Origin of the sequence: Flavobacterium sp. N1719 (assembly GCF_025947045.1) — a bacterium.
Lineage (GTDB): Bacteria > Bacteroidota > Bacteroidia > Flavobacteriales > Flavobacteriaceae > Flavobacterium > Flavobacterium stagni.
In genome coordinates this window covers 927137-947809 of record NZ_CP109993.1, presented here as the reverse complement: position 1 = coordinate 947809, position 20673 = coordinate 927137, and the positions used below count along the sequence as shown (strand labels likewise).

General features: G+C 40.2%; 17 protein-coding genes. 8 read left to right on the top strand and 9 right to left on the bottom strand.

The annotated features are described in order from the left end of the window. Entirely contained in the window at nt 1-1296 is a 1296-nt protein-coding gene (locus tag OLM45_RS03835) for an aminopeptidase P family protein (RefSeq protein ID WP_264512128.1), read from the top strand. Nucleotides 1297-1647: 351 nt separating this feature from the next. After that, nucleotides 1648-2430, top strand: a complete 783-nt coding sequence (locus tag OLM45_RS03830; RefSeq protein ID WP_264512126.1) for an alpha/beta fold hydrolase — start codon at nt 1648-1650, stop codon at nt 2428-2430. Here OLM45_RS03830 and OLM45_RS03825 read toward each other — a convergent pair. From OLM45_RS03825 to OLM45_RS03805, 5 genes are all read right to left on the bottom strand, one after another. Continuing rightward, nucleotides 2427-5192, bottom strand: coding sequence for a PD-(D/E)XK nuclease family protein (locus tag OLM45_RS03825; RefSeq protein ID WP_264512125.1), 2766 nt, complete (start codon nt 5190-5192; stop codon nt 2427-2429). The genes OLM45_RS03830 and OLM45_RS03825 overlap by 4 nt on opposite strands. Nucleotides 5193-5254: 62 nt before the next feature. Next, nucleotides 5255-6670 (bottom strand): OmpA family protein, encoded by a 1416-nt coding sequence (locus tag OLM45_RS03820; RefSeq protein ID WP_264512123.1) that lies wholly within the window; start codon nt 6668-6670, stop codon nt 5255-5257. Nucleotides 6671-6750: 80 nt separating this feature from the next. Then, nucleotides 6751-7944, bottom strand: a complete 1194-nt coding sequence (kbl, locus tag OLM45_RS03815; protein WP_264512121.1) for a glycine C-acetyltransferase — start codon at nt 7942-7944, stop codon at nt 6751-6753. A gap of 16 nt (nt 7945-7960) precedes the next feature. Continuing rightward, nucleotides 7961-11116, bottom strand: coding sequence for a UvrD-helicase domain-containing protein (locus tag OLM45_RS03810; RefSeq protein WP_264512119.1), 3156 nt, complete (start codon nt 11114-11116; stop codon nt 7961-7963). Next, on the bottom strand, nt 11113-11652 hold the full coding sequence (locus OLM45_RS03805; RefSeq protein WP_264512117.1) for a GNAT family N-acetyltransferase: 540 nt from the start codon (nt 11650-11652) through the stop codon (nt 11113-11115). Before OLM45_RS03805 ends, OLM45_RS03810 begins: the two co-directional genes overlap by 4 nt. A gap of 106 nt (nt 11653-11758) precedes the next feature. On the opposite strand from OLM45_RS03805, the gene OLM45_RS03800 reads away from it, so the two are divergent. After that, the gene (locus OLM45_RS03800) at nt 11759-12367 is read left to right on the top strand and encodes a superoxide dismutase (RefSeq protein WP_264512115.1); all 609 of its coding nucleotides are present in this window, start codon (nt 11759-11761) and stop codon (nt 12365-12367) included. Nucleotides 12368-12793: 426 nt separating this feature from the next. Here the strand turns inward: OLM45_RS03800 and OLM45_RS03795 are convergent, their stop codons facing one another. Next, complete coding sequence (locus tag OLM45_RS03795; RefSeq protein ID WP_264512113.1) at nt 12794-14692, bottom strand: amidophosphoribosyltransferase; 1899 nt, start codon at nt 14690-14692, stop codon at nt 12794-12796. 127 nt (nt 14693-14819) lie between these two features. Then, entirely contained in the window at nt 14820-15743 is a 924-nt protein-coding gene (locus tag OLM45_RS03790) for a PfkB family carbohydrate kinase (RefSeq protein ID WP_264512111.1), read from the bottom strand. Between the two features lie 330 nt (nt 15744-16073). Between OLM45_RS03790 and OLM45_RS03785 the strand changes: the two genes are divergently transcribed. Continuing rightward, nucleotides 16074-16406 (top strand): hypothetical protein, encoded by a 333-nt coding sequence (locus tag OLM45_RS03785; RefSeq protein ID WP_264512109.1) that lies wholly within the window; start codon nt 16074-16076, stop codon nt 16404-16406. Here the strand turns inward: OLM45_RS03785 and rnhA are convergent. After that, nucleotides 16398-16874: a ribonuclease HI gene (gene rnhA, locus OLM45_RS03780; RefSeq protein WP_264512107.1), complete on the bottom strand. Its 477-nt coding sequence runs from the start codon at nt 16872-16874 to the stop codon at nt 16398-16400. The genes OLM45_RS03785 and rnhA overlap by 9 nt on opposite strands. A gap of 29 nt (nt 16875-16903) precedes the next feature. Then, complete coding sequence (locus OLM45_RS03775; RefSeq protein ID WP_264512105.1) at nt 16904-17467, bottom strand: phosphoribosylglycinamide formyltransferase; 564 nt, start codon at nt 17465-17467, stop codon at nt 16904-16906. Between the two features lie 184 nt (nt 17468-17651). On the opposite strand from OLM45_RS03775, the gene OLM45_RS03770 reads away from it, so the two are divergent. From OLM45_RS03770 to OLM45_RS03755, 4 genes are all read left to right on the top strand, one after another. Further along, nucleotides 17652-17888, top strand: coding sequence for an acyl carrier protein (locus OLM45_RS03770; protein ID WP_026980165.1), 237 nt, complete (start codon nt 17652-17654; stop codon nt 17886-17888). 176 nt (nt 17889-18064) lie between these two features. Further along, the gene (gene fabF, locus OLM45_RS03765) at nt 18065-19318 is read left to right on the top strand and encodes a beta-ketoacyl-ACP synthase II (RefSeq protein WP_264512103.1); all 1254 of its coding nucleotides are present in this window, start codon (nt 18065-18067) and stop codon (nt 19316-19318) included. Between the two features lie 8 nt (nt 19319-19326). Next, entirely contained in the window at nt 19327-20073 is a 747-nt protein-coding gene (rnc, locus tag OLM45_RS03760; protein WP_129460190.1) for a ribonuclease III, read from the top strand. Nucleotides 20074-20186: 113 nt separating this feature from the next. Next, nucleotides 20187-20672, top strand: a complete 486-nt coding sequence (locus OLM45_RS03755; RefSeq protein ID WP_264512101.1) for an IPExxxVDY family protein — start codon at nt 20187-20189, stop codon at nt 20670-20672. Nucleotide 20673: the final 1 nt, after the last annotated feature.

The window sequence follows — 20673 nt, the reverse complement described above, 5'->3', positions numbered from 1 at the left end:
ATGAAATACCATGCTATCGACCGCGAACTGTTTATCGCCAACCGCGCAAAGTTTACGGCACAAATGAAACCCAATAGTGTTGCCATTTTCAACTCCAACGATATTTATCCCGTATCGGCCGACAGCACATTGCCTTTTGCCCAACACCGCGACATTTTTTATTTATCGGGTGCCGATCAAGAGGAAAGTATCTTGTTGTTATTCCCCGATGCGCCCTATGCACATTTACGAGAGGTTTTGTTTTTACGCGAAACCAACGAACATATCGCTATTTGGGAAGGGGAAAAACTAACCAAAGAACGCGCTTTCGAAGTTTCAGGAATCCGTAACATTGTTTGGTTGCAAGATTTCCAAAAAACGTTAAAAGAAGTGATGACCTACGCCGATACGATGTACATCAACACCAACGAACATTACCGTTCGGCTGTGGAAACACAAACCCGCGAAGATCGTTTCATCAAATGGTGGAAAGAAACCTATCCCGCGCACAAAGTCGAGAAATCCAATCCGATTTTACAGCGCCTGCGTTCGGTAAAAGAAAACCAAGAATTGGCCCTAATGCAAACGGCTTGCGACATTACCGAAAAAGGATTCCGTCGCATCTTGAACTTCGTGAAACCCGGCGTGATGGAATATGAAATCGAAGCCGAATTTGCCCACGAATTCTTGCGCAACCGCTCCAAAGGTTTTGCCTATACCCCAATTATCGCGAGTGGCGCCAATGCCAACGTGTTGCATTACATTGAAAACAACCAAGAATGTAAGGCCGGCGATCTATTGCTTTTGGATGTGGGTGCTGAATACGCCAATTATTCCAGCGATTTGAGTCGCACGATTCCCGTTTCAGGTCGTTTCACCGATCGCCAACGCGCGGTGTACAATGCGGTTTTGAAGGTGAAAAACGAAGCGACCCAACTGTTGGTTCCGGGCACGCTTTGGAAAGAATACCATGTGGAAGTGGGTAAAATCATGACCTCCGAATTGCTCGGCTTGGGCTTGTTAGACAAAGCCGATGTGCAAAACGAAGATCCCGCATGGCCTGCGTACAAAAAGTATTTTATGCACGGTACCTCGCACCATTTGGGCTTAGACACCCACGACTACGGTTTGTTGTACGAGCCGATGCAACCGAATATGGTGTTTACGGTCGAACCCGGAATTTACATCCCCGCTGAAGGATTCGGAATTCGTTTAGAAGACGATGTAGTCATCCAAGCGAGCGGCGCACCGTTCAACTTAATGCGCAACATCCCGATTGAAGCGGCAGAGATTGAATCATTGATGAGCGAAAACTAGTATACAGTCGCAGTCGCAGTGAACCGTTTGTTTGCAGTGAAAAGATCATCATTGCTATAATAATAAGAGACGGCCTTATGGGCCGTTTTTTTATTAAGCAGCAGAAACTTTGTGCACTTCTCAGGCATCTTCCCGCTTTCCGCGCTATCTGCCGTAGAAATTTCGTTTTCTAATCAACAAAAGAGAACGGCAGGATAGCTTGCTGCAATCGGGGCTGAATACAAGTGTTGTTTTGAATGAAGAATTTTAAATTATGAATTAGGAGTTATGAATTAAGAGTGGGTTGCAAAAATGAAAAGTTATAAACACCGCCGCTTCATTGCTGTATAACCGTTATTTTTGCAACCAACTATGGCGCAGATCCAGTATAAAAACATCACGATTGACTACACCGCAACGGGCAAAGGCACTGCGGTGGTGTTGTTGCATGGCTTTTTGGAAAACCAAACCATGTGGCAGTATTTGGCTCCCGTGTTAGCAACCAAATACCGCGTGATTACGATAGATCTATTGGGTCATGGCAACACCGATTGTTTGGGCTATGTACACACCATGGAAGACCAAGCCGATATGGTGCATCATGTGTTGCACGAACTCAAAATCCGGAAATCGGTCTTGATTGGGCATTCTATGGGCGGTTATGTAGCGTTGGCGTTTGCCGAGCTTTATCCTGATAATGTAAAAGGATTGGTCTTACTCAATTCCACCTCCCGCGCCGACAGTGACGAACGCAAACTGAACCGCGATCGCGCCATTGCAGCGGTGAAGCAAAATTATTCGGCTTTTGTACGCATGTCGATTGCCAACTTATTCAGCGAAGACAACCGCGAAAAACTAGCCGAAACCATCGAAAACGTCAAACTCGAAGCGTTAAAAACCCCTTTGCAAGGCATTGTCGCCGCTTTGGAAGGTATGAAAATCCGAAACGACCGCGAAGTGCTTTTGCATTTTGGCCCGTATCCCATTGCATTGATTTTGGGTAAAAAAGACGGCGTACTTCCGTATGACGACAATGTCACTCAAGTCGAAAATACGCGCGTGCAACTCACCACCTTCCCCGACGGCCACATGAGCCATTTGGAAAACCAAAAAGCCTTGGAAAAAACGGTTATGGCGTTTTTAAAAACGGTTTAATTGATTTTCTCCACAAACGGCACTTCAGGATTGAACAATTCCGCTAAAAGCGTAACCAACTCCTCCAAATAAGCATTTAGGATATCTGGGGCAATGGCAGTTTCTCCTTCTTTGTTTTCCACAAACGTAAACGGTAAAAATCCGGCTTTTAGATTTTTAAAAGAGATAATTCCCACTTCCATCGGTTGTCCTTTTGTATGTGTTTCATACAAAAAAGCATAGGCCAATAACTGAATGATCTTATCGTTTTTAATATCTTCCGTTAAACCCTCCCAAGTGGATAATTTTAGCGAGTTGGCATCTACTTTTCCTGTTTTGTAATCAATAATCCGCACGCGTCCGTTTCGGAGTTCGATGCGGTCTACATTACCCCCAATATTGATTGGAAAAGGCAATTTGGGGTGTTCTAAAGTGCGTAAAAATCCTTGCTCCAAAGCCACAATTTGAACCTCATCGCCTTGTTTTAACGTTTCCAATTCGAGTTTTAAAAAATTAAACACGTTGCGCTTGGCGACTTCATAAGCAAGGAGATTGCGCCCTTTTTTGATTTCACCTTCTTTATAGACTTCTTTGAATTTCTCGGCGACTTTATCGTCAATTTTTGGGAAACAAGCTTCAATGTCTTGAGCAGTTAAAACACGTCCGATAAAAGGCGTGTATAAGTCCTCTAAAACAGCGTGAATAATCGTTCCCAACGTATTCACGGCGATATTTTCTTCCACTTCTTCCACTTCTGAAATGCGCAATAAGCGTTGAAAATAAAATTGGATTGGATTGCGAATGTAATTAGTCAAAGCCGAAGGCGAAAAGTATTTTTCGGCAGCAATTGCTTGTAATTGTTCCATTACCGTTTCATTCTTATGAATTTCCATCGGGGTATAGGCCGTTTCAGGAACTTCCGGATGAAACATCTCAAATGTCAATTGGTGATTGGGAAGGTGTTCTACCTCCAATTGAGTAATAAATCGACTGCGCTCACCCGCATCCAAGCCTTCAGAATCGGCATTGTATATGAGATAAATATTTTTGGCGCGTTGCAATAAATGATAAAAGTGATAGGTATAAATCGCGTCTTTTTCCTTGAACGTTGGCAAGCCATATTCCCGTTTTACATCATAGGGTATAAAGGAATTCCCCGACTTTCCAGCAGGAAATTTCCCTTCATTTACAGAAGTAATGATTACGGTTTCAAAATCAAGCACCCGACTTTCCAAAACCCCCATGATTTGGAGTCCTTCGAGCGGTTCACCTTCAAACGAAACCTCAGCCACATCAATCACTTGTTTGTACAATGCATAGATGGTTTCCGGACTGTTGTCTACGGCATGATTTTGATAATAGGTAATGAGTTTGTTGATTATTTTAAATATAGAATACAGAAAGGCATTCGTAATTTTCTCTTCTGTATTCTCATAATTGAGTTGACTCTTAATTTCAAGGAGAATAGCCGACAATTGTTGCAAAATTTCTTGGGGTTGCGCCTCCCATTTTTTAAACAACAAGTGGAACAAAGGCGAATCCTTCTCCATCATTTCCAACAATCGTTTGTGCGGAATAAAGGTGAAATTATTGGAACGAATACGATGCACCAATGCCTGTGCCTGAGCATACGGCTCAATTAATGGATGGGTGAGCACATCGACAATTTCTTTATAATAAAACACATACGAATTCGCATTCCTAGCTAGCGCATTGGTATGCATCTTAAACCATTTATTGACTAAAATCTGAGCCGGATTATTTTTGCTCGAATACCCCATAGTAATATTCAAAGCAGGGATTCCGGCAGGCAAATTGTAAAGCAACGGCATTAAAAGCGATTCTTCTCCCAGCACCACGGCACATTGTTGCAAATTGGAATCGGGATGCGCTTGGAGATGTTCTTCTAAAATAGAACCCACAAGTTTCGCCTGTCCAATGGATTTGGAAGTACCAATAACCGAAATATGTTTATCCTGTGAAAACTCCTTTTGAATCCATTGCAACGGATTGGTTTTATAATACGGCCATTCTTTGTGAAAACGCCGAATAAACAATCCAGCATCATGTAGTGGATCATTTAAAAATGCCGCATCAATATCCCAATAAATTTGGGCTTTATCCAAAGCTAATAAATGTTGCACGATAACTTCTTCGGCCTGATTTAAAGCATTGAATCCAGCAAACAAGAAAAACTCATTCCCTAATGCATTTGTAAAATGATTCAAATTTTCTTTGGCTTCGCGATAAATTAACCCTTGATAACCTCTTTTTTTAGCCAATAAATGCTGGTAATAAGCATGGTAGTAAGTGGGTAATTTTTTCCAAAATGCTAAATGTTTTTCGATCAGTTCGGTTTGTTTTTCAACGGTAACCGACCAATGTTCAATTTCCTTAATATTCTCGAGATACTTCAATATCTTGTCGGGATCCAACAAGTAGCGATCGATTTCATTAAAATCTTGGAGAAGAGTTTTGGCCCAATTGGCAAACAAATCAAAAGGCTCCGGATTGTTGGGCGTTAATGCACAATACACCTCATAGAATTCAAAAAGTTGTTCAATACTATCTATGCTTTGAATACCCGCAATATCCTGGATAAAATCCTCAATACTGATAATTTGAGGGGCGAAATGCGTGCCTTTTAATTGACTTTGCAGTTCTCTAATTAAAAATATTCGTGCGCGTTTGTTGGGTAAAACAACAACAACCTCTTGAAGATGATGGGCATGTTCTTGCGCTATAGTGGCGGCGATTTGATGTAAAAAGGAATTTGTTTGCATAGTATAAAAATAAAAAACGCCCCGATAAATCGGAGCGTTTTCTAAATTTATTTAGGAGGAAATTATTTTACTAATTTCACTTCAACACGTCTGTTTTGTGTTTTACCTGCTTTTGTTTTATTTGAAGCCACTGGCATAGTTTCTCCGTATCCTTTTGAAGATAAACGAGTACCGTCGATTCCGTTAGCTACTAAGAAGTTTTTCACTGCAGCTGCTCTTTCTTCAGACAATTTCAAGTTGGTTGCATCTTTACCATCGCTGTCAGTGTGACCTTCGATAGAGAATTGTGCATTTGGATATTCTTTGAAGATAGCTGTCATAGCTTCTAAAACTGGATACGTTTGTTTTTGGAAAGAAGCTTTTCCTGTGTCAAACAAGATTGTTTTTCCATAGTCATTCAAACGTTTCATTACTTCTTCAGTAACTTCTGGACAACCTTTGTTAGCAGCAGTACCTTTTACATCTGGACACTGATCGTCTTTATCTAAAACGTTATCACCGTCTCTATCTGGCCAAGGACAACCACCGTTTTCTTTAGGACCTTTAACATCGATACATTTATCATCTTTATCAGCGATTCCGTCACCGTCAGCATCTGGACATCCACCTAAAGCTTTCACACCAGCCGCATCTGGACAAGCGTCTTCTTTATCTTGGATTCCATCACCGTCAGTATCAGGACAACCACCAAATTGCGCTAAACCTGGAGTATCAGGACAAGCATCTTCTTTGTCAATAATTTTATCACCATCTGAATCTGGACATCCTTTGAATTCTAAAGTACCAGCGTCAGTTGGACAAGCATCTTCGTTATCATAAAGACCGTCATTATCAGAATCTTTAGCACCAAATTTGAAGATTAAACCTGCAAAATGTTGAACATGTGTAGGAACATCAAAAGTTGGGTTTCTTGCATCGTCAAATGAATATTTGTAAGTGGCTGAATACGTTAAACCGATTTGTTTACCAAACCAATATGTTAAACCTAAACCACCATTGATAGTACCAGCAGAAGCATTACCTAACCAAGTGTAACCTCCACCAATGTGAGCTGTAGGCTCAATAGTTTTTGATTTGATTAAGCTCATCATGCTATACTTCACAACTCCATCAAAGCTGTAGTACATTAAATCACCAGGATTTGCTACAGGATAATCTGATGTATTCGTTGTTGCGTCATAAACACGTTCACCAACAAATTTGTTGATTTTGTTCACAGAACCTGTCACACCAAATGAAAAGTTGTTACCTACGTATTTAGAAACATTGATACTAGTAGCAGAAGGTAGAATGCTCCAGTATTTTTTCGCATCAAAGAATTGTGAAAATTGATCATCAATTTTTGAAGCTGCACTTACTCTTCCTCCGTCAACTGCATTAGCACCGAAAGAGATCGCCCATTTGTTGTTACTGTCTTGAGCCTGAACACTTAATCCGGCAAGCATCAAAATAGCACATAGTTTGTTAAGATGTCTCATACTTAATTTTGTTAGATATTATATGAATATGGCGCAAAATTATAACCAATTAATGAAATATCAAAATGTTAACACATATTTCACTTGATTATGTTTAAGCTTTTTCCTACCTCAGTAAATGCAGCTATCGCTTTATCTAAATGATTTTGGGTGTGAGCTGCTGAGAGTTGCACGCGAATTCGGGCCTTTTCTTTAGGTACTACTGGGTAAAAGAACCCAATTACATAAATCCCTTTTTTCAATAATTCATCGGCCATCACCTGTGAAAGTTGGGCATCGTAAAGCATTACAGGTACAATTGCTGAATCCCCATCGATGATATTAAACCCTGCTGCTTTCATTCCTTTTTTGAAATAATTGGTATTCCATTCCAATTGATCACGCAACGTAGTGTCTTTTTCTAATAATTCAAAAACCTTGATGGAAGCCCCCACAATACTTGGCGCTAACGAATTTGAAAATAAATAGGGACGCGAACGCTGTCTTAAAATTTCAATAATTTCTTTTTTTGCAGTGGTATAACCTCCCATGGCACCTCCTAAAGCTTTACCTAAAGTTCCCGTAATAATGTCAACCCGACCCATTACACCTTTAGCTTCTAGCGTTCCTTTTCCAGTTGCACCAATAAATCCGGCGGCATGACACTCATCGACCATCACTAACGCATCGTATTGATCGGCCAAATCACAGATTTTATCCAATGGTGCGACTAGCCCGTCCATAGAGAACACACCATCGGTTACAATTAATTTAAATCGATGTCCGGCCGCTGTAGCTTTTTGAAGCTGAGTTTCCAAGTCGGCCATGTTATTATTTTCGTACCGATACCGTGCCGCTTTACACAAACGCACACCATCAATAATCGAAGCATGATTCAAACTATCCGAAATAATACAATCTTCTTCACCCAACAAAGGTTCAAAAACGCCTCCATTCGCATCAAATGCAGCTGCATATAAAATGGTATCTTCTGTACCGTAAAAATCAGCAATCTTTTGTTCTAAGGTTTTATGAATATCCTGAGTCCCACAAATGAATCGCACCGAAGACATCCCAAAACCATGGGTGTCCATAGCGTCTTTTGCTGCCTGAATTACTTCGGGATGCGATGATAAGCCCAAATAATTGTTGGCACAAAAATTTAAAACGGTCTCACCATTAACTGTGATTTCAGCACCTTGTGGTGAAGTGATGATGCGTTCTTTTTTAAATATTCCACCGTCTTTAATCGACTGGATTTCATTTTGTAAATGTTGTTGAATTTTTCCGTACATAGTATTCGTTCGTTTGTTAGTGCAAATGTACAATTTCGACTTGCTCGCCAATGTAAACCAATGTTTTTTTCATCACTTTAAATCCCATGGCCTCTAATGCTTGTGCATACCCGTCAAGTTGTTTACGGTATTTCTCTTGATGGGTACCCGTTTTGTAATCCAACAAATAAGCCTGATTCTGTGCATTGATGACTACACGGTCGGGTTTTAATACGGGACCATGCTCCAGTAATAAGGTCTGTTCATTATATACTTTGGCATGGGTTTTAAAAAAATCCGTTAACTCCTCATGAAAAACCAAGGATTCAACCGTAGTTTGAATAGGAACTAATTGATCCCCATGAATTAACCCTTCTTCCAAGGAACGTTGTAAGGCCCATTCCACATCCGAAACTACTTTTATTTTCGCCATTATTTCATGCACCAAATTTCCGTAAGCGATGGCTTCTTGTTGGTGGGTGTTCCACATCAAACTTTCGCGTTGGGCGATTTTTATATTTTTAGGATCAAATTTTTGAACCACTTTGGGGATGATTTGCGACGATCGCCCCTGAACTTCAGGTTTTGAAATTCGCTGGGGGTTCCCAAAAAACACAGGCCCTGTATCAATTGTATGTCCGTTATTTTCTAGAAATTCAATAAAAAAGGAAGAAAGATTATTTCGTAATTCCCCTTTTGTTGTTCGATTATTCGCCGAAATCACATACAATTGTTCTACCGCACGGGTTAATGCCACATAAAGGACGTTAATCGTATCGAGTAAATCTTCTTGTTTGCGTTGGTTATAGACCACGGCAGCTTCGGCATTATAACCTTCTACTTCATTCTTTTTGGCGACTAAGGCTTTGGAAATTCCAATTTCATCTTCATTGGTGTCCAACCACATTTTATCCCCTTTGGACAATGACAAATTTTCTTCAGCAAATGGGAAAAGTACAACGGGGAACTCCAATCCTTTGGACTTGTGAATGGTCATAATTCGAATGGCATCATTCCCTTCTGGAGAGGAAATACTGAGTTTGTGCGCGTGATTGTCCCAAAAATTCAAAAAATCAGACAATCCCATTTGTTTTCGAAGGTCTTGCTCCAAAACTACATCTTGAAAATATTGGAGATACGCATTGTGTTTTTCGACAGGAATGATTAATTCTGATAAATATTCTACCGCATCAAACAATGCTTTTTTTCGTAGGTTTTGAAAAGAAAATGAAGCCCATTTTGGTCCTAAACTCGTTTTTAAATGATGTTCCCAAAGCGACTCTTGTTTCATTGCCATTCCGTTAGCAATAAAATCGTGAATGGATTCAGGAAATGAATTTTTGGCCAAATAATAGGAAAACTGTGCTTTGGCTTCCAAATCTGACGGATTGTTCAAATACCGCAACACGGCAATTAAGACCCGAACTTCTCCCGAAGCGGCCAACATTAAACTCTCCGAAGAAACAATGGGTAGACCTTGTTCGGTCAAAAATTGGGCTAGCAACGCACCGTGACGGTTGTTGCGAATAAGTATCGCAATATCGCGATAGGCAAATCCTTGATTTCGAATGGAAGCTATCGTATTTACTACCGATTGAAGATAATGATCCGCTTTGTCTAATGTATCTTCGTCTTGCTCGTTTTTGGGCACAACTGGTAGAAATTCGAAGGAAACAAACCCGCCTTTTTTGGCTGTTGTTTTCTGACTGCTGTACTGTTCGTATAAATTTTTATAATCTTCATTATCAAATTTGCCCGACAAAAATTGAAAGAAATCGTTGTTAAATTCGATAATTTCCGAATAACTCCGGTAATTCGTTTCCAATGTTTTTCGAGCGAAATCTTTGTTGGAAAAGGGATTTTCTCCTTTACCTAAAGCAATAAACTGTTCCGCTTTTCCACCCCGCCAACGGTATATGGATTGTTTGGGATCGCCCACCAACAGTAGCGAACCTGCAATTCCATTTTCTTCGCCTGCCAAGGCATTGTCAATTAGTGGAATTAAATTTTTCCATTGCAATTCCGACGTATCTTGAAATTCATCAATAAAGAAATGACGGTACTTCTCCCCTAATTTTTCATAAATAAATGGCGCGGGTTGGTGCTGAATTTGTTCGTGAATCAACTTATTAAATTCGGCAATCGACAAGATGTTTTGCTCTTCTTGCAAAGCTTGTAATTTTTTCTGCAAGGTGTTGAGCAAAGAAAGAGGTGTGACGTTTTTCAAAAAAGCCGTGTAAAACAATTGCTTATCCAAACACGCATATAAGGTTTGCAACATCGCCATGATTTCGGGCAAAAGCGATTCAATCAAAGTACCATCTTTCGCCGTTTTATTGATTACAATGGCTTCCGGTTCGCGATACGATTTATTGCTTGGGTTGTATTTATTAGCAACGATTGACTTTAAATGGTTGGGGAAATAACTTCCTTTAAATGATTTTAAATCGACTCCATGTCCCTCCATAAAATCCAAAATCGCTTGGGCTGTTGCAATCGCCTCTGATTCAAGAGATGCGGTAAGTTCGATCAATTTATTTTTCAACACCACAAAGTCTTGTATCGACTTTTCCTGAAGTTGTAAAATCTCTTCCCGATTGTTTTCATTTAATAACAAACGGCCCGTTTCAAAAATGTCTTTGGAAATATCCCAACTCTTATCGTCGTCGGTTTTTTCCATCGTATAATTCACTAAAAGCTGGGTCAACGTTTCGTCCTCACCGGCTTGCGCTATGATCGCATCAATGGCTTCTGTCAACAAACTATCGGTATCCAAAGAAACCTCAAACGTGATGGGCAAATTCAAATCATGAGCAAAAGCACGAATGACTTTATGGGTAAATTTATCAATAGTTGAAATATCAAAAGCCGCATAGTTATGGATCAAATGTTTGATAATCAATCGCGCCTTTTCTTGGATAGCTGCTAAGGAGAGTCCGGTATCTCGCGCAACATCCTGCATAAAATCCATCGCCTTTTCTGAAGGAGTTTCACTCGCAAATTGGGATAAACTTTCTACGACCCGACTTTTCATTTCATGCACCGCTTTGTTGGTAAAAGTGATGGCCAAAATGTGGCGATAGGCATCGGGTTTGGGTGATAAGAGTATAATCTTTAAATACTCTTTGACCAATGTATAGGTTTTCCCTGATCCGGCTGAAGCGTCATACAATGAAAAGGCGGTCGTTCTCATAATTCTGAAATTTGATGGCGTTGAATTTCGTACACAAAGTTAATCTTTTCGGGTTCGCCGTAATACGCCACTTCGATTTCACCTACTTTTAAAGCACCAATTTTTTCAATGGCTTTTTGCGAGCGTAGATTCTGCGCGCCAATGTGAAAGAAAACGGTATCGACATATTGGAATATATATGAAAGCATGAGTTGCTTTAATTCACGGTTGAATCCTTTTCCCCAATACGACCTACCCACAAAGGTGTAGCCAATCAAAATAGAGGATGTAGGGGCATCATAATCGTAAAACCGGCTGCAACCCACTACGGCCTCGGTTTCTTTTTCCACAACCAAAAAGGCACCTTTAGAAGCCAGAGCACCTTCAAAATAATTTTCAAAAACGTCCCGTTGATACCGATTAGGATTGGGATGTTGTGCCCACAAAAGCGGATCTGCAGCCACAGCAAAAAGTCCTTCAAAATGCTCGGATTTGAGGGGAAGCAACCGAATTTTATCTCCCATTAAATCGGTGGGCTGTAGCGTAAATGGCGTCATTAATAATACGTTAAATCTATCGTTAAATCGAGAAATAGTATTTTCTATTCCGAAGTTAAATGTATAAATTTGAATTCAATTTAGTATTCACTTAAACGAAATAATTATGGCTTTTGAATTACCACAATTACCCTATGCGTATGATGCATTGGAGCCTCATATTGATGCACGTACGATGGAAATCCATCACAGCAAACACCATAACGCGTATACTACGAATTTAAACGCGGCCATTGCTGGAACCGATTTAGAAGGTAAATCTATTGAAGAGATTTTAGAAAACTTAGATATGACCAAAGGAGCAATCCGAAATAACGGCGGTGGTTTCTACAACCACAACTTGTTTTGGAACATCATGGCTCCCAATGCGGGAGGAACACCTTCAGGAGATTTAGGAGCAGCCATCGGCCGTGATTTTGGATCTTTCGAGGAATTTAAAGCACAATTTGCGAAAGCGGGTGCTACACAATTTGGTTCAGGTTGGGCCTGGTTATGTGTTCACAAAGGAGGTAAATTAGAAGTTTGTGCTACTCCTAACCAAGACAATCCGTTAATGCCGGGTGTGGCTTGTCAGGGATTTCCTATTTTAGGGATGGACGTTTGGGAACATGCCTACTATTTAAACTACCAAAATCGTCGTCCTGATTATATTGAAGCCTTTTTCAATGTGATTAATTGGAACGAAGTTGCTCGTTTATTCGAAGCGAATAAATAAAACGATTCCAACTTATAAATTAAGCCTGATTGCCTTTGCATTCGGGCTTTTTTTTATGGCTATAAAATAAAAAAGACGTTCGTGGTTACGAACGCCTTTTTGCCCCAAATCTACCATAAACTTAACCTACTAAATTCTATGGTAGAACAAATTTAATAATATATGTTTTGTTAAACAAATGTTTACAATTTTTTAAGCTAAAAGGATTAAAATAAGAGGGAATACTAGGGAAATGAAAGTGGTTGTAAGAAACCGGATTAAAATAAAAAAGGTGAAAATTTCTTTTCACCCTTTTTGCCCCAAATCTACCATAAACTTAACCTACTAATGCTATGGTGATTCAAATATATAGCGGCGCTTAATCTGATTCAAAATAATATTGATGAATAACCATAAAAATCGATAAAGTGCATGTTTTTCAGAATTTTAGTAAGCTCTGGCGTCTTTACCTTCATAAAAATTCATGAATGCTTTATTCACAACGCGATTGCCACCAGGCGTAGGATAATCTCCTGTAAAATACCAATCTCCAATATGTTTTGGACAAGCCAAATGTAGATTATCTACCGTTTGAAAAATAATCTCAACTTCTGCCTGAATTCCATCTGGTTTCAGGAGTTCTGCTATCTTCTTGGAAATTTCTTTATCGCTAAAAGACGAATAGATCGCCTTCACATGATTGACAATTTCAACATCGGGCTTTCCTTCTTGTTCTTTACACTTTCGATACACCTCTTCAACAACAGCGATTTGATTTCGTTCTTTCAACAATTCAACTGCAGCGCGAAAGGCGATAAGTCCTTCTAATTTGGCCATATCGATTCCGTAACAATCGGGATAGCGAATTTGTGGCGCTGATGAAACCACCACAATTTTTTTCGGCATTAACCGGTCCATCATGCGAAGGATGCTGTTTTTTAACGTTGTTCCTCGCACAATACTGTCGTCAATAATCACCAAGTTGTCTGTGGGCTGAATCACGCCATAGGTAACATCATATACATGAGCCACCAAATCATCCCGACTGCTGTCTTCTGTGATAAAGGTGCGCAACTTAGCATCTTTGATGGCGATTTTCTCGGTACGGATTTTTACCGCCAAGATTTCTTCCAATTTTTCCTTCGTTAACGTTTTACGATTATCGAGAATATATTGGTTTTTACGTTGGTTTAAAAAGTCATTTGCCGCTTCTGCCATACCGAAGAACGAGGTCTCAGCCGTATTCGGAATATACGAAAACACCGTGTTATCGGTATCTTGATCAATCGATTCCAATACATCCGGTAAAATTAATTTCCCTAAAGCCTTGCGCTCTTGGTAAATTTCGGCATCGCTTCCTCTTGAAAAATAGATGCGCTCAAACGAACACGCGCGTTTTTCAATTGGTACAATAATTTCTTCCTCAGTAACGGTACCGTTTTTCTTAATAATCAAAGCATGTCCGGGCTGTAACTCTTGAATGGAGTCAAATGCCACATTAAATACGGTCTGAATGACAGGCCGCTCTGAGGCTACAACAACCACTTCTTCATCTTCATAAAAAAAAGCGGGACGAATTCCGGCTGGATCGCGCAAAACAAACGCATCACCGTGACCAAACAGTCCGGCCATGGCATAACCGCCATCCCAGCCCCGTGACGCGCGTTTGAGAATACGATTAATGTTCAAGCGTTCGGCAATAACAGGTGAAGCTTCTCTTTTGGACAAGCCTTCATTTTTGCATTCTTGGTACAAATCGGTTACTTCGTCATCTAAGAAATGCCCAATTTTTTCCATGACCGTTACAGTATCAGCCATTTCTTTGGGATGCTGTCCCAATTCCACCAAACTAGCAAAAAGTTCGGTCACATTGGTCATATTAAAATTCCCCGCCACAATTAAGTTGCGGTGCATCCAATTGTTTTGACGTAAAAACGGGTGTACACTTTCAATACTGTTTTTACCAAAAGTACCATAACGAACATGCCCTAAAAACAATTCACCGATGTACGGCAACGTTGCTTTTTGCCAAGCCACATCATCTGCTTTATCGGGATGGGCTTCGAGTTCGCTATTAATACGCTGATTGATTTGGGCAAAAACATCTTGTATCGGTTGTGCGTCATTGGAACGTATCCGACTGATGTACCGTTCCCCCGGATCGACATCAAATTTGATCGAAGCAAATCCGGCACCATCTTGCCCACGGTTGTGCTGCTTTTCCATAAGCAAATACATTTTTTGTATGCCATAGAAAGCCGAACCGTATTTTTGTTTGTAGTAATCCAACGGTTTTTTCAACCGTAAGAGTGCAATTCCACATTCGTGTTTTACTGCATCACTCATAAATTGTTGTTGTGTTGTGTTTGTGTTGTTGTATTGTGGTTTAGTGTCCTGAAAACCAATGAAAATCTCAAAACATGTATTTTTAAAGTAAACAAAAATGCCCCGAAAATTTCGAGGCATAAAGTTACTATAATTCTATTTCAAATTGCGTCAGCGCTTTAAATTGTTTCAAGCGTTGCGCCACTTCGTCTTTCGTTAAGCGCACCATACGGTCCGTTCCAAATTGCTCCACACAAAAGGAAGCCAAATTGGACCCTTGGATGATAGCGGTTTTCAACGTCTCAAATGAGGTGTCGCCTTGTTGTGCGATGTATCCGGAAAATCCTCCTGCAAACGTATCGCCTGCTCCTGTTGGATCAAATACATCTGCTAAAGGTAAGGCAGGTGCAAAGAAAATATGTTCGTTATGGAACAACAACGCGCCGTGCTCTCCTTTTTTAATCACCACATACTTCGGACCCATCGTGTGGATTTTAGCGGCAGCTTTCACCAAGGAATATTCACCCGACAATTGACGCGCCTCTTCATCATTGATGGTAATAACGTCAACACGTTTGATTACATCCAACAATTCAGGTAATGCACAATCCATCCAGAAGTTCATGGTATCCAAAACCACCAACTTCGGTTTTGCGGTCAACTGATTCAAAACACCGGTTTGCACCAAGGGATGCAAGTTCCCCAACATCACTACGTCGGCATCTTTGAAATTCTCAGGTACAATGGGGTTGAAATCAGCCAATACATTAAGCTCTGTGGCCAAAGTATCGCGAGAATTCATATCGTTATGGTAACGACCGCTCCAGAAGAACGTTTTGCCACCTTGTACAATTTCCAAACCGGAAATGTCAATATTACGTGCCGTCAATAAATCCAAATAGTCTTGTGGAAAATCATCTCCAACCACTGAAACAATCGCGGATTGTAGATTAAAATGTGAGGCCGACAATCCGATGAATGTACCGGCACCTCCTAATATTTTGTCGGTTTTTCCAAATGGCGTTTCAATAGCATCAAAAGCCACAGTACCTACGATTAAAAGCTTGTTCATGAACTCGTTTTTATTTTAAAGGGGCAAAGATACGTATTCATTTAAAAAGAAATAAGTGTTTAAAGTGGAAAAGTTGAACCATTTCTTTGTTCCCAATAAATACCAATAAAAAACCCGGCCTAAACCGGGTTTCGTCACTTTCTAATTATAGCTTTCAAGTCGTTAATCTCGAAAACTACCGTGCAAACACACGACCTGTTGCACCTCCGCAGAGGCCCATAGGTTTATATTTTGAAATAATCCATTTTTTTTGACTAAATTAGAAAACTTTCACACATCTGAGAAATTTTTGAGAAATATTTTTCCCACATAGGTGTAAAACTTTGCACTATGGAACACCGCGGAGAAATACTCAAAAATGCGATTTACTTAAGTGGCATTCCCATTAGTTTAATTGCAAAACGAATGGGTAAGAGTCGGCGGTGGTTTTATTTGATGTTTGAAAACCAAAATGTATCCCTTGATACCGTGCTCGAAATCGGAAAAATTATCAAACACGATTTTAGTGCTGAAATCAAGGAAATTCGCCGAAATCACATACAAGAGCCTGAAAACGAATATCCCGATGAAGAAAATACGTTAGAATTTTGGCGAAAGAAGTACATCCTACTACTCGAAGAACACAATGCGTTATTAAAAAGTTTGAAGCGCCAATCAAAGTAAGCTGTCCTGATGCTGCTCATAGTAAGCATCCACTGATAAATTGGGCTGCATGGACGCCATCACCGCCAATTGATCGCACCGCTCGTTTTGTGGATGATTGTTGTGCCCTTTCACCCATTTAAAATCCACTTTGTGTTTGCGGTATATTTTTAAAAAACGAATCCATAAATCGGGATTCTTCTTGCCTTGAAAGCCTTTTTTTTCCCAACCCATCACCCAGCCTTTTTCGACCGCATCGACCACGTATTTACTGTCCGATACCACCAAAACGGACATGCCCGGTTGTTTCAATTTTTCCAACCCCACAATCACCGCTAACAATTCCATACGGTTATTGGTTGTCAAGCGAAAACCTTCATAAAACTCTTTGCGATAGCCTGTTCCCACTTGCTCCAAAACTACACCATAGCCTCCATTGCCCGGATTTCCTTTCGCTGCGCCGTCGGTGTAAAGATGGATTTGATACATATAAAGAGTGATGAATTATGAGTGATGAGTTATAAATTAGTGGTGAGTAGTTGTTCAATAACCTTGGGGAAATGTTCTTGTTCCAAATCATGAACTTTGGCTGCAATACAGGTTGCAGTTACACAATCTACAATGGAAGTTTCAAATTGGGCTATAATTGCGCCCTCGTCATAGTGCTCGTTAACATAATGAATGGTAATTCCTGTTACAGATTCACCCGCATCCAGTACTGCTTGGTGCACGTGATTTCCATACATTCCTTTTCCGCCGAATTTAGGGAGTAAGGCGGGATGAATATTAACGACTTTGGGATATACTTGTAAAATCGAAGGCGGAAACATCCATAAAAATCCGGCCAGTACAATTATGTCTGGTTGATAGTTGTGCAAACGCTGCAACACGTCGCCATCAGTCAGTTGGGATTTATCAAACAACTCAACGGCTACACCAAGCGCCTGTGCTTTCGCAATCACTCCCGCTTGGGGATTATTACAAAAAACAGCGGATACATGAACCTGTTTGTTAGAAAAATACCGAATAATGGCTTCGGCGTTGGTTCCTGAACCGGAGGCAAAAATCACAATTTGTGACATATGAGCGAAAAATTAGTCGTGTTTCGTATGCAAAAAAACAAATAATTAATGAGATAAATCACCGATGCCTAAAGGATTGTTAAAATATTTTATTACCTTCGTTACAACATTTATGAATCAAAATGTAGAAATAAAATAAAGTTTTTTATTTTTGCCATCAATTTAAAATTAAAAATTAGAAACTATGTCAGACATTGCATCAAGAGTTAAAGCGATTATCGTGGACAAACTAGGAGTTGACGAAAATGAAGTTGTATCTGAAGCAAGCTTCACTAACGATTTAGGAGCGGATTCATTAGATACTGTTGAGCTTATCATGGAGTTCGAGAAAGAATTTGACATCCAAATTCCAGACGATCAGGCTGAGAACATTTCAACTGTTGGTCAAGCTATCTCTTACATCGAAGAAGCTAAAAAATAATAAAATATAGTAAACCCGTATATTCTAAACGTCTGTACGGGTTTTTATTATTTTTTAAAATTACGATTTTACGATTGTAAATCAATCATTTATATAAATACCCCTGTCTCTTTGCGCTAACACAAAAAAGGAACACGGGTATTCTTTATATTAAGAACAAACTAAAAAACATCTCTATGCAATTAAAGCGTGTTGTTGTAACCGGACTTGGAGCCCTAACTCCTATTGGAAATTCCATCGAGGAATATTGGGACGGTTTAGTAAACGGTCGTAGCGGTGCTGCACCCATTACGTATTACGATACCGAAAAACACAAAACAAAGTTTGCTTGTGAAGTCAAAAACTTTGATGTGGAGCAATACATGGACCGCAAAGAGTCCCGCCGTTTGGATAAATTTTCACAATATGCCATTGCAGCCAGTGACGAAGCCATTAAAGACGCCGGAATTACCGACGAGAATGTGGACAAAAGTCGCGTAGGAGTGATTTGGGGTGCCGGAATCGGTGGTTTAGAAACTTTCCAAGATGAAGTACTAAACTATGCCAAAGGCGACGGAACACCTAAATTCAATCCTTTCTTTATCCCGAAAATGATTGCCGATATTGCCCCTGCGCACATTTCTATGCGCAACGGCTATATGGGACCCAATTATACTACGGTTTCTGCTTGTGCTTCTTCAGCCAATGCCTTGATTGATGCATTCAACTACATCCGTTTAGGAATGTGTGATGTGATCATTTCTGGGGGTTCTGAAGCAGCGGTAACCATTGCCGGTATGGGTGGATTCAACTCCATGCACGCCCTTTCAACCCGCAACGATAGCCCAGCTACTGCGTCGCGTCCTTTTGACGCTACCCGTGACGGTTTCGTATTGGGAGAAGGAGCCGGAGCGTTAGTATTGGAAGAATACGAACATGCCAAAGCCCGTGGCGCAAAAATTTATTGCGAAATCGGTGGTGGTGGTTTATCTTCTGATGCCTATCACTTAACCGCACCACATCCCGAAGGAGTGGGCGTTATTGCCGTTATGAAAAACACCTTGCGCGATGCGGGTATGAACCCCAACGATGTGGATCATATCAATACACACGGCACTTCAACACCATTAGGTGATGTGGCCGAATTAAAAGCCATCAGTGCAGTATTTGGTGACCATGCCAAAACCATGAACATCAATTCAACCAAATCCATGACAGGTCACCTTCTAGGTGCTGCAGGTGCGATTGAAGCGATTGCGGTAATTTTGGCTATGAAACACGGTATCGTTCCGCCAACTATCAACCATGAAGTTGTCGATGAAAACATTGACCCTTCTTTAAATCTTACCCTAAACAAAGCACAAAAACGCGAAATCAATGTCGCAATGAGCAATACATTTGGGTTTGGTGGCCACAACGCTTGTGTCCTTTTCAGAAAAATTGAGGCCTAATCACGTCTATGCGTATTATTAAAAAAATATTTGGTAAAACTTCCCGTCCTCAACTTGAGGGCGGGATTTTTTTTGAATCCATTCAACAAATTCTGGGCTTTGCTCCCGGAAATTTGCGGTATTACAAAAAAGCGTTTACCCACCGCTCTTCCAATATTCTTGATGAAAACGGGAGTCCGATTAATTATGAACGCCTTGAATTCCTCGGGGATGCCATGCTAGGCTCTGTCATTGCAGCCCATCTCTACAAAGAAGCACCTTCGGGTGATGAAGGTTACCTCACCAAAATGCGTTCGAAAATCGTGAGCCGCGAACACCTCAACGAACTCGGACGCGACCTCAACCTCATTCAGTTTGTGGAGAGTAAAGTGCCGCCCCAACATTTTGGCGAAAACATCCATGGTAATATTTTTGAAGCTTTAATAGGCGCCATTTTCTTGGATAAAGGCTATAGTTTTTGTGAAAAATTTATCCATGAAAAAGTCATTATTCCCTATGTAGATATTGCCAAACTGGAAGGCAAAGTCATTAGCTACAAAAGTTTGGTTATCGAATGGTGCCAAAAAGAAAAACTGCATTTCCATTTTGATGTTTTTGACGACAATGGAAACGATGGCCAAAAATATTTTGGGGTCCGACTCAGCATCAACAACAAAGTAGTCGCCAAATCAAGAGCCACCTCCAAGAAAAAAGCTGAAGAAATTGCTGCCAAACGCGCTTATTTTGCATTTCAGGAAAAAATTAACAAAAATTAGTGCAATCTCTTAAAAATCTACAACGTTTTCGTTCATAAAATAACGTTAATCTAACTTCCTTTCGGTAAAACCGATTCCGATTACCCGTATATTTACAACTTATTTTGGCGTAAATGGCAACTCAAAAAATCTACATCCATGAGTTTGAGGAAAGCGATTATGAAGTAATTGCAATCCACACTACATTGGAAGATTCTCGCTTGGCTTACCACATTAACCGCCAACTCGAAGTGCTTCTCGCACGCAGTGAAGAAGACCTTCAAATTCAGGTGAAAGACGGATTGACCGGACTCTCCCGCTTTGAATTTTATGACGAAGCCCAGTTTATAACTTGGAATTTGGTACAAAATAAAAGCGAGATTGCCAACGTTACTTCAGGAACCGGCGATTTATTTGCCAGTTTACAAGAAGAAATCGCAACCACCGTTTATCTTTTGCCCGAATTCAAAAAAGTAGACTATTTGCTCAAAATCGAAAATCTAGAAGACGATTTGGATGTAGAGGTATTGGTCAAAAAAATAAGCGACATTGAATGGGTAAGCCTCGCTTACTGTATCGATAAAGACAAATTGAAGTCAAAACACAATTTAATTTTTTAAA

What these genes read in the sequence shown, in the direction of transcription:
- OLM45_RS03835 (WP_264512128.1), top strand. Translation starts at nt 1, where the DNA reads ATGAAATACCATGCTATCGACCGCGAACTGTTTATCGCCAACCGCGCA.
- OLM45_RS03830 (WP_264512126.1), top strand. Translation starts at nt 1,648, where the DNA reads ATGGCGCAGATCCAGTATAAAAACATCACGATTGACTACACCGCAACG.
- OLM45_RS03825 (WP_264512125.1), bottom strand. Translation starts at nt 5,192, where the DNA reads ATGCAAACAAATTCCTTTTTACATCAAATCGCCGCCACTATAGCGCAA.
- OLM45_RS03820 (WP_264512123.1), bottom strand. Translation starts at nt 6,670, where the DNA reads ATGAGACATCTTAACAAACTATGTGCTATTTTGATGCTTGCCGGATTA.
- kbl (WP_264512121.1), bottom strand. Translation starts at nt 7,944, where the DNA reads ATGTACGGAAAAATTCAACAACATTTACAAAATGAAATCCAGTCGATT.
- OLM45_RS03810 (WP_264512119.1), bottom strand. Translation starts at nt 11,116, where the DNA reads ATGAGAACGACCGCCTTTTCATTGTATGACGCTTCAGCCGGATCAGGG.
- OLM45_RS03805 (WP_264512117.1), bottom strand. Translation starts at nt 11,652, where the DNA reads ATGACGCCATTTACGCTACAGCCCACCGATTTAATGGGAGATAAAATT.
- OLM45_RS03800 (WP_264512115.1), top strand. Translation starts at nt 11,759, where the DNA reads ATGGCTTTTGAATTACCACAATTACCCTATGCGTATGATGCATTGGAG.
- OLM45_RS03795 (WP_264512113.1), bottom strand. Translation starts at nt 14,692, where the DNA reads ATGAGTGATGCAGTAAAACACGAATGTGGAATTGCACTCTTACGGTTG.
- OLM45_RS03790 (WP_264512111.1), bottom strand. Translation starts at nt 15,743, where the DNA reads ATGAACAAGCTTTTAATCGTAGGTACTGTGGCTTTTGATGCTATTGAA.
- OLM45_RS03785 (WP_264512109.1), top strand. Translation starts at nt 16,074, where the DNA reads ATGGAACACCGCGGAGAAATACTCAAAAATGCGATTTACTTAAGTGGC.
- rnhA (WP_264512107.1), bottom strand. Translation starts at nt 16,874, where the DNA reads ATGTATCAAATCCATCTTTACACCGACGGCGCAGCGAAAGGAAATCCG.
- OLM45_RS03775 (WP_264512105.1), bottom strand. Translation starts at nt 17,467, where the DNA reads ATGTCACAAATTGTGATTTTTGCCTCCGGTTCAGGAACCAACGCCGAA.
- OLM45_RS03770 (WP_026980165.1), top strand. Translation starts at nt 17,652, where the DNA reads ATGTCAGACATTGCATCAAGAGTTAAAGCGATTATCGTGGACAAACTA.
- fabF (WP_264512103.1), top strand. Translation starts at nt 18,065, where the DNA reads ATGCAATTAAAGCGTGTTGTTGTAACCGGACTTGGAGCCCTAACTCCT.
- rnc (WP_129460190.1), top strand. Translation starts at nt 19,327, where the DNA reads ATGCGTATTATTAAAAAAATATTTGGTAAAACTTCCCGTCCTCAACTT.
- OLM45_RS03755 (WP_264512101.1), top strand. Translation starts at nt 20,187, where the DNA reads ATGGCAACTCAAAAAATCTACATCCATGAGTTTGAGGAAAGCGATTAT.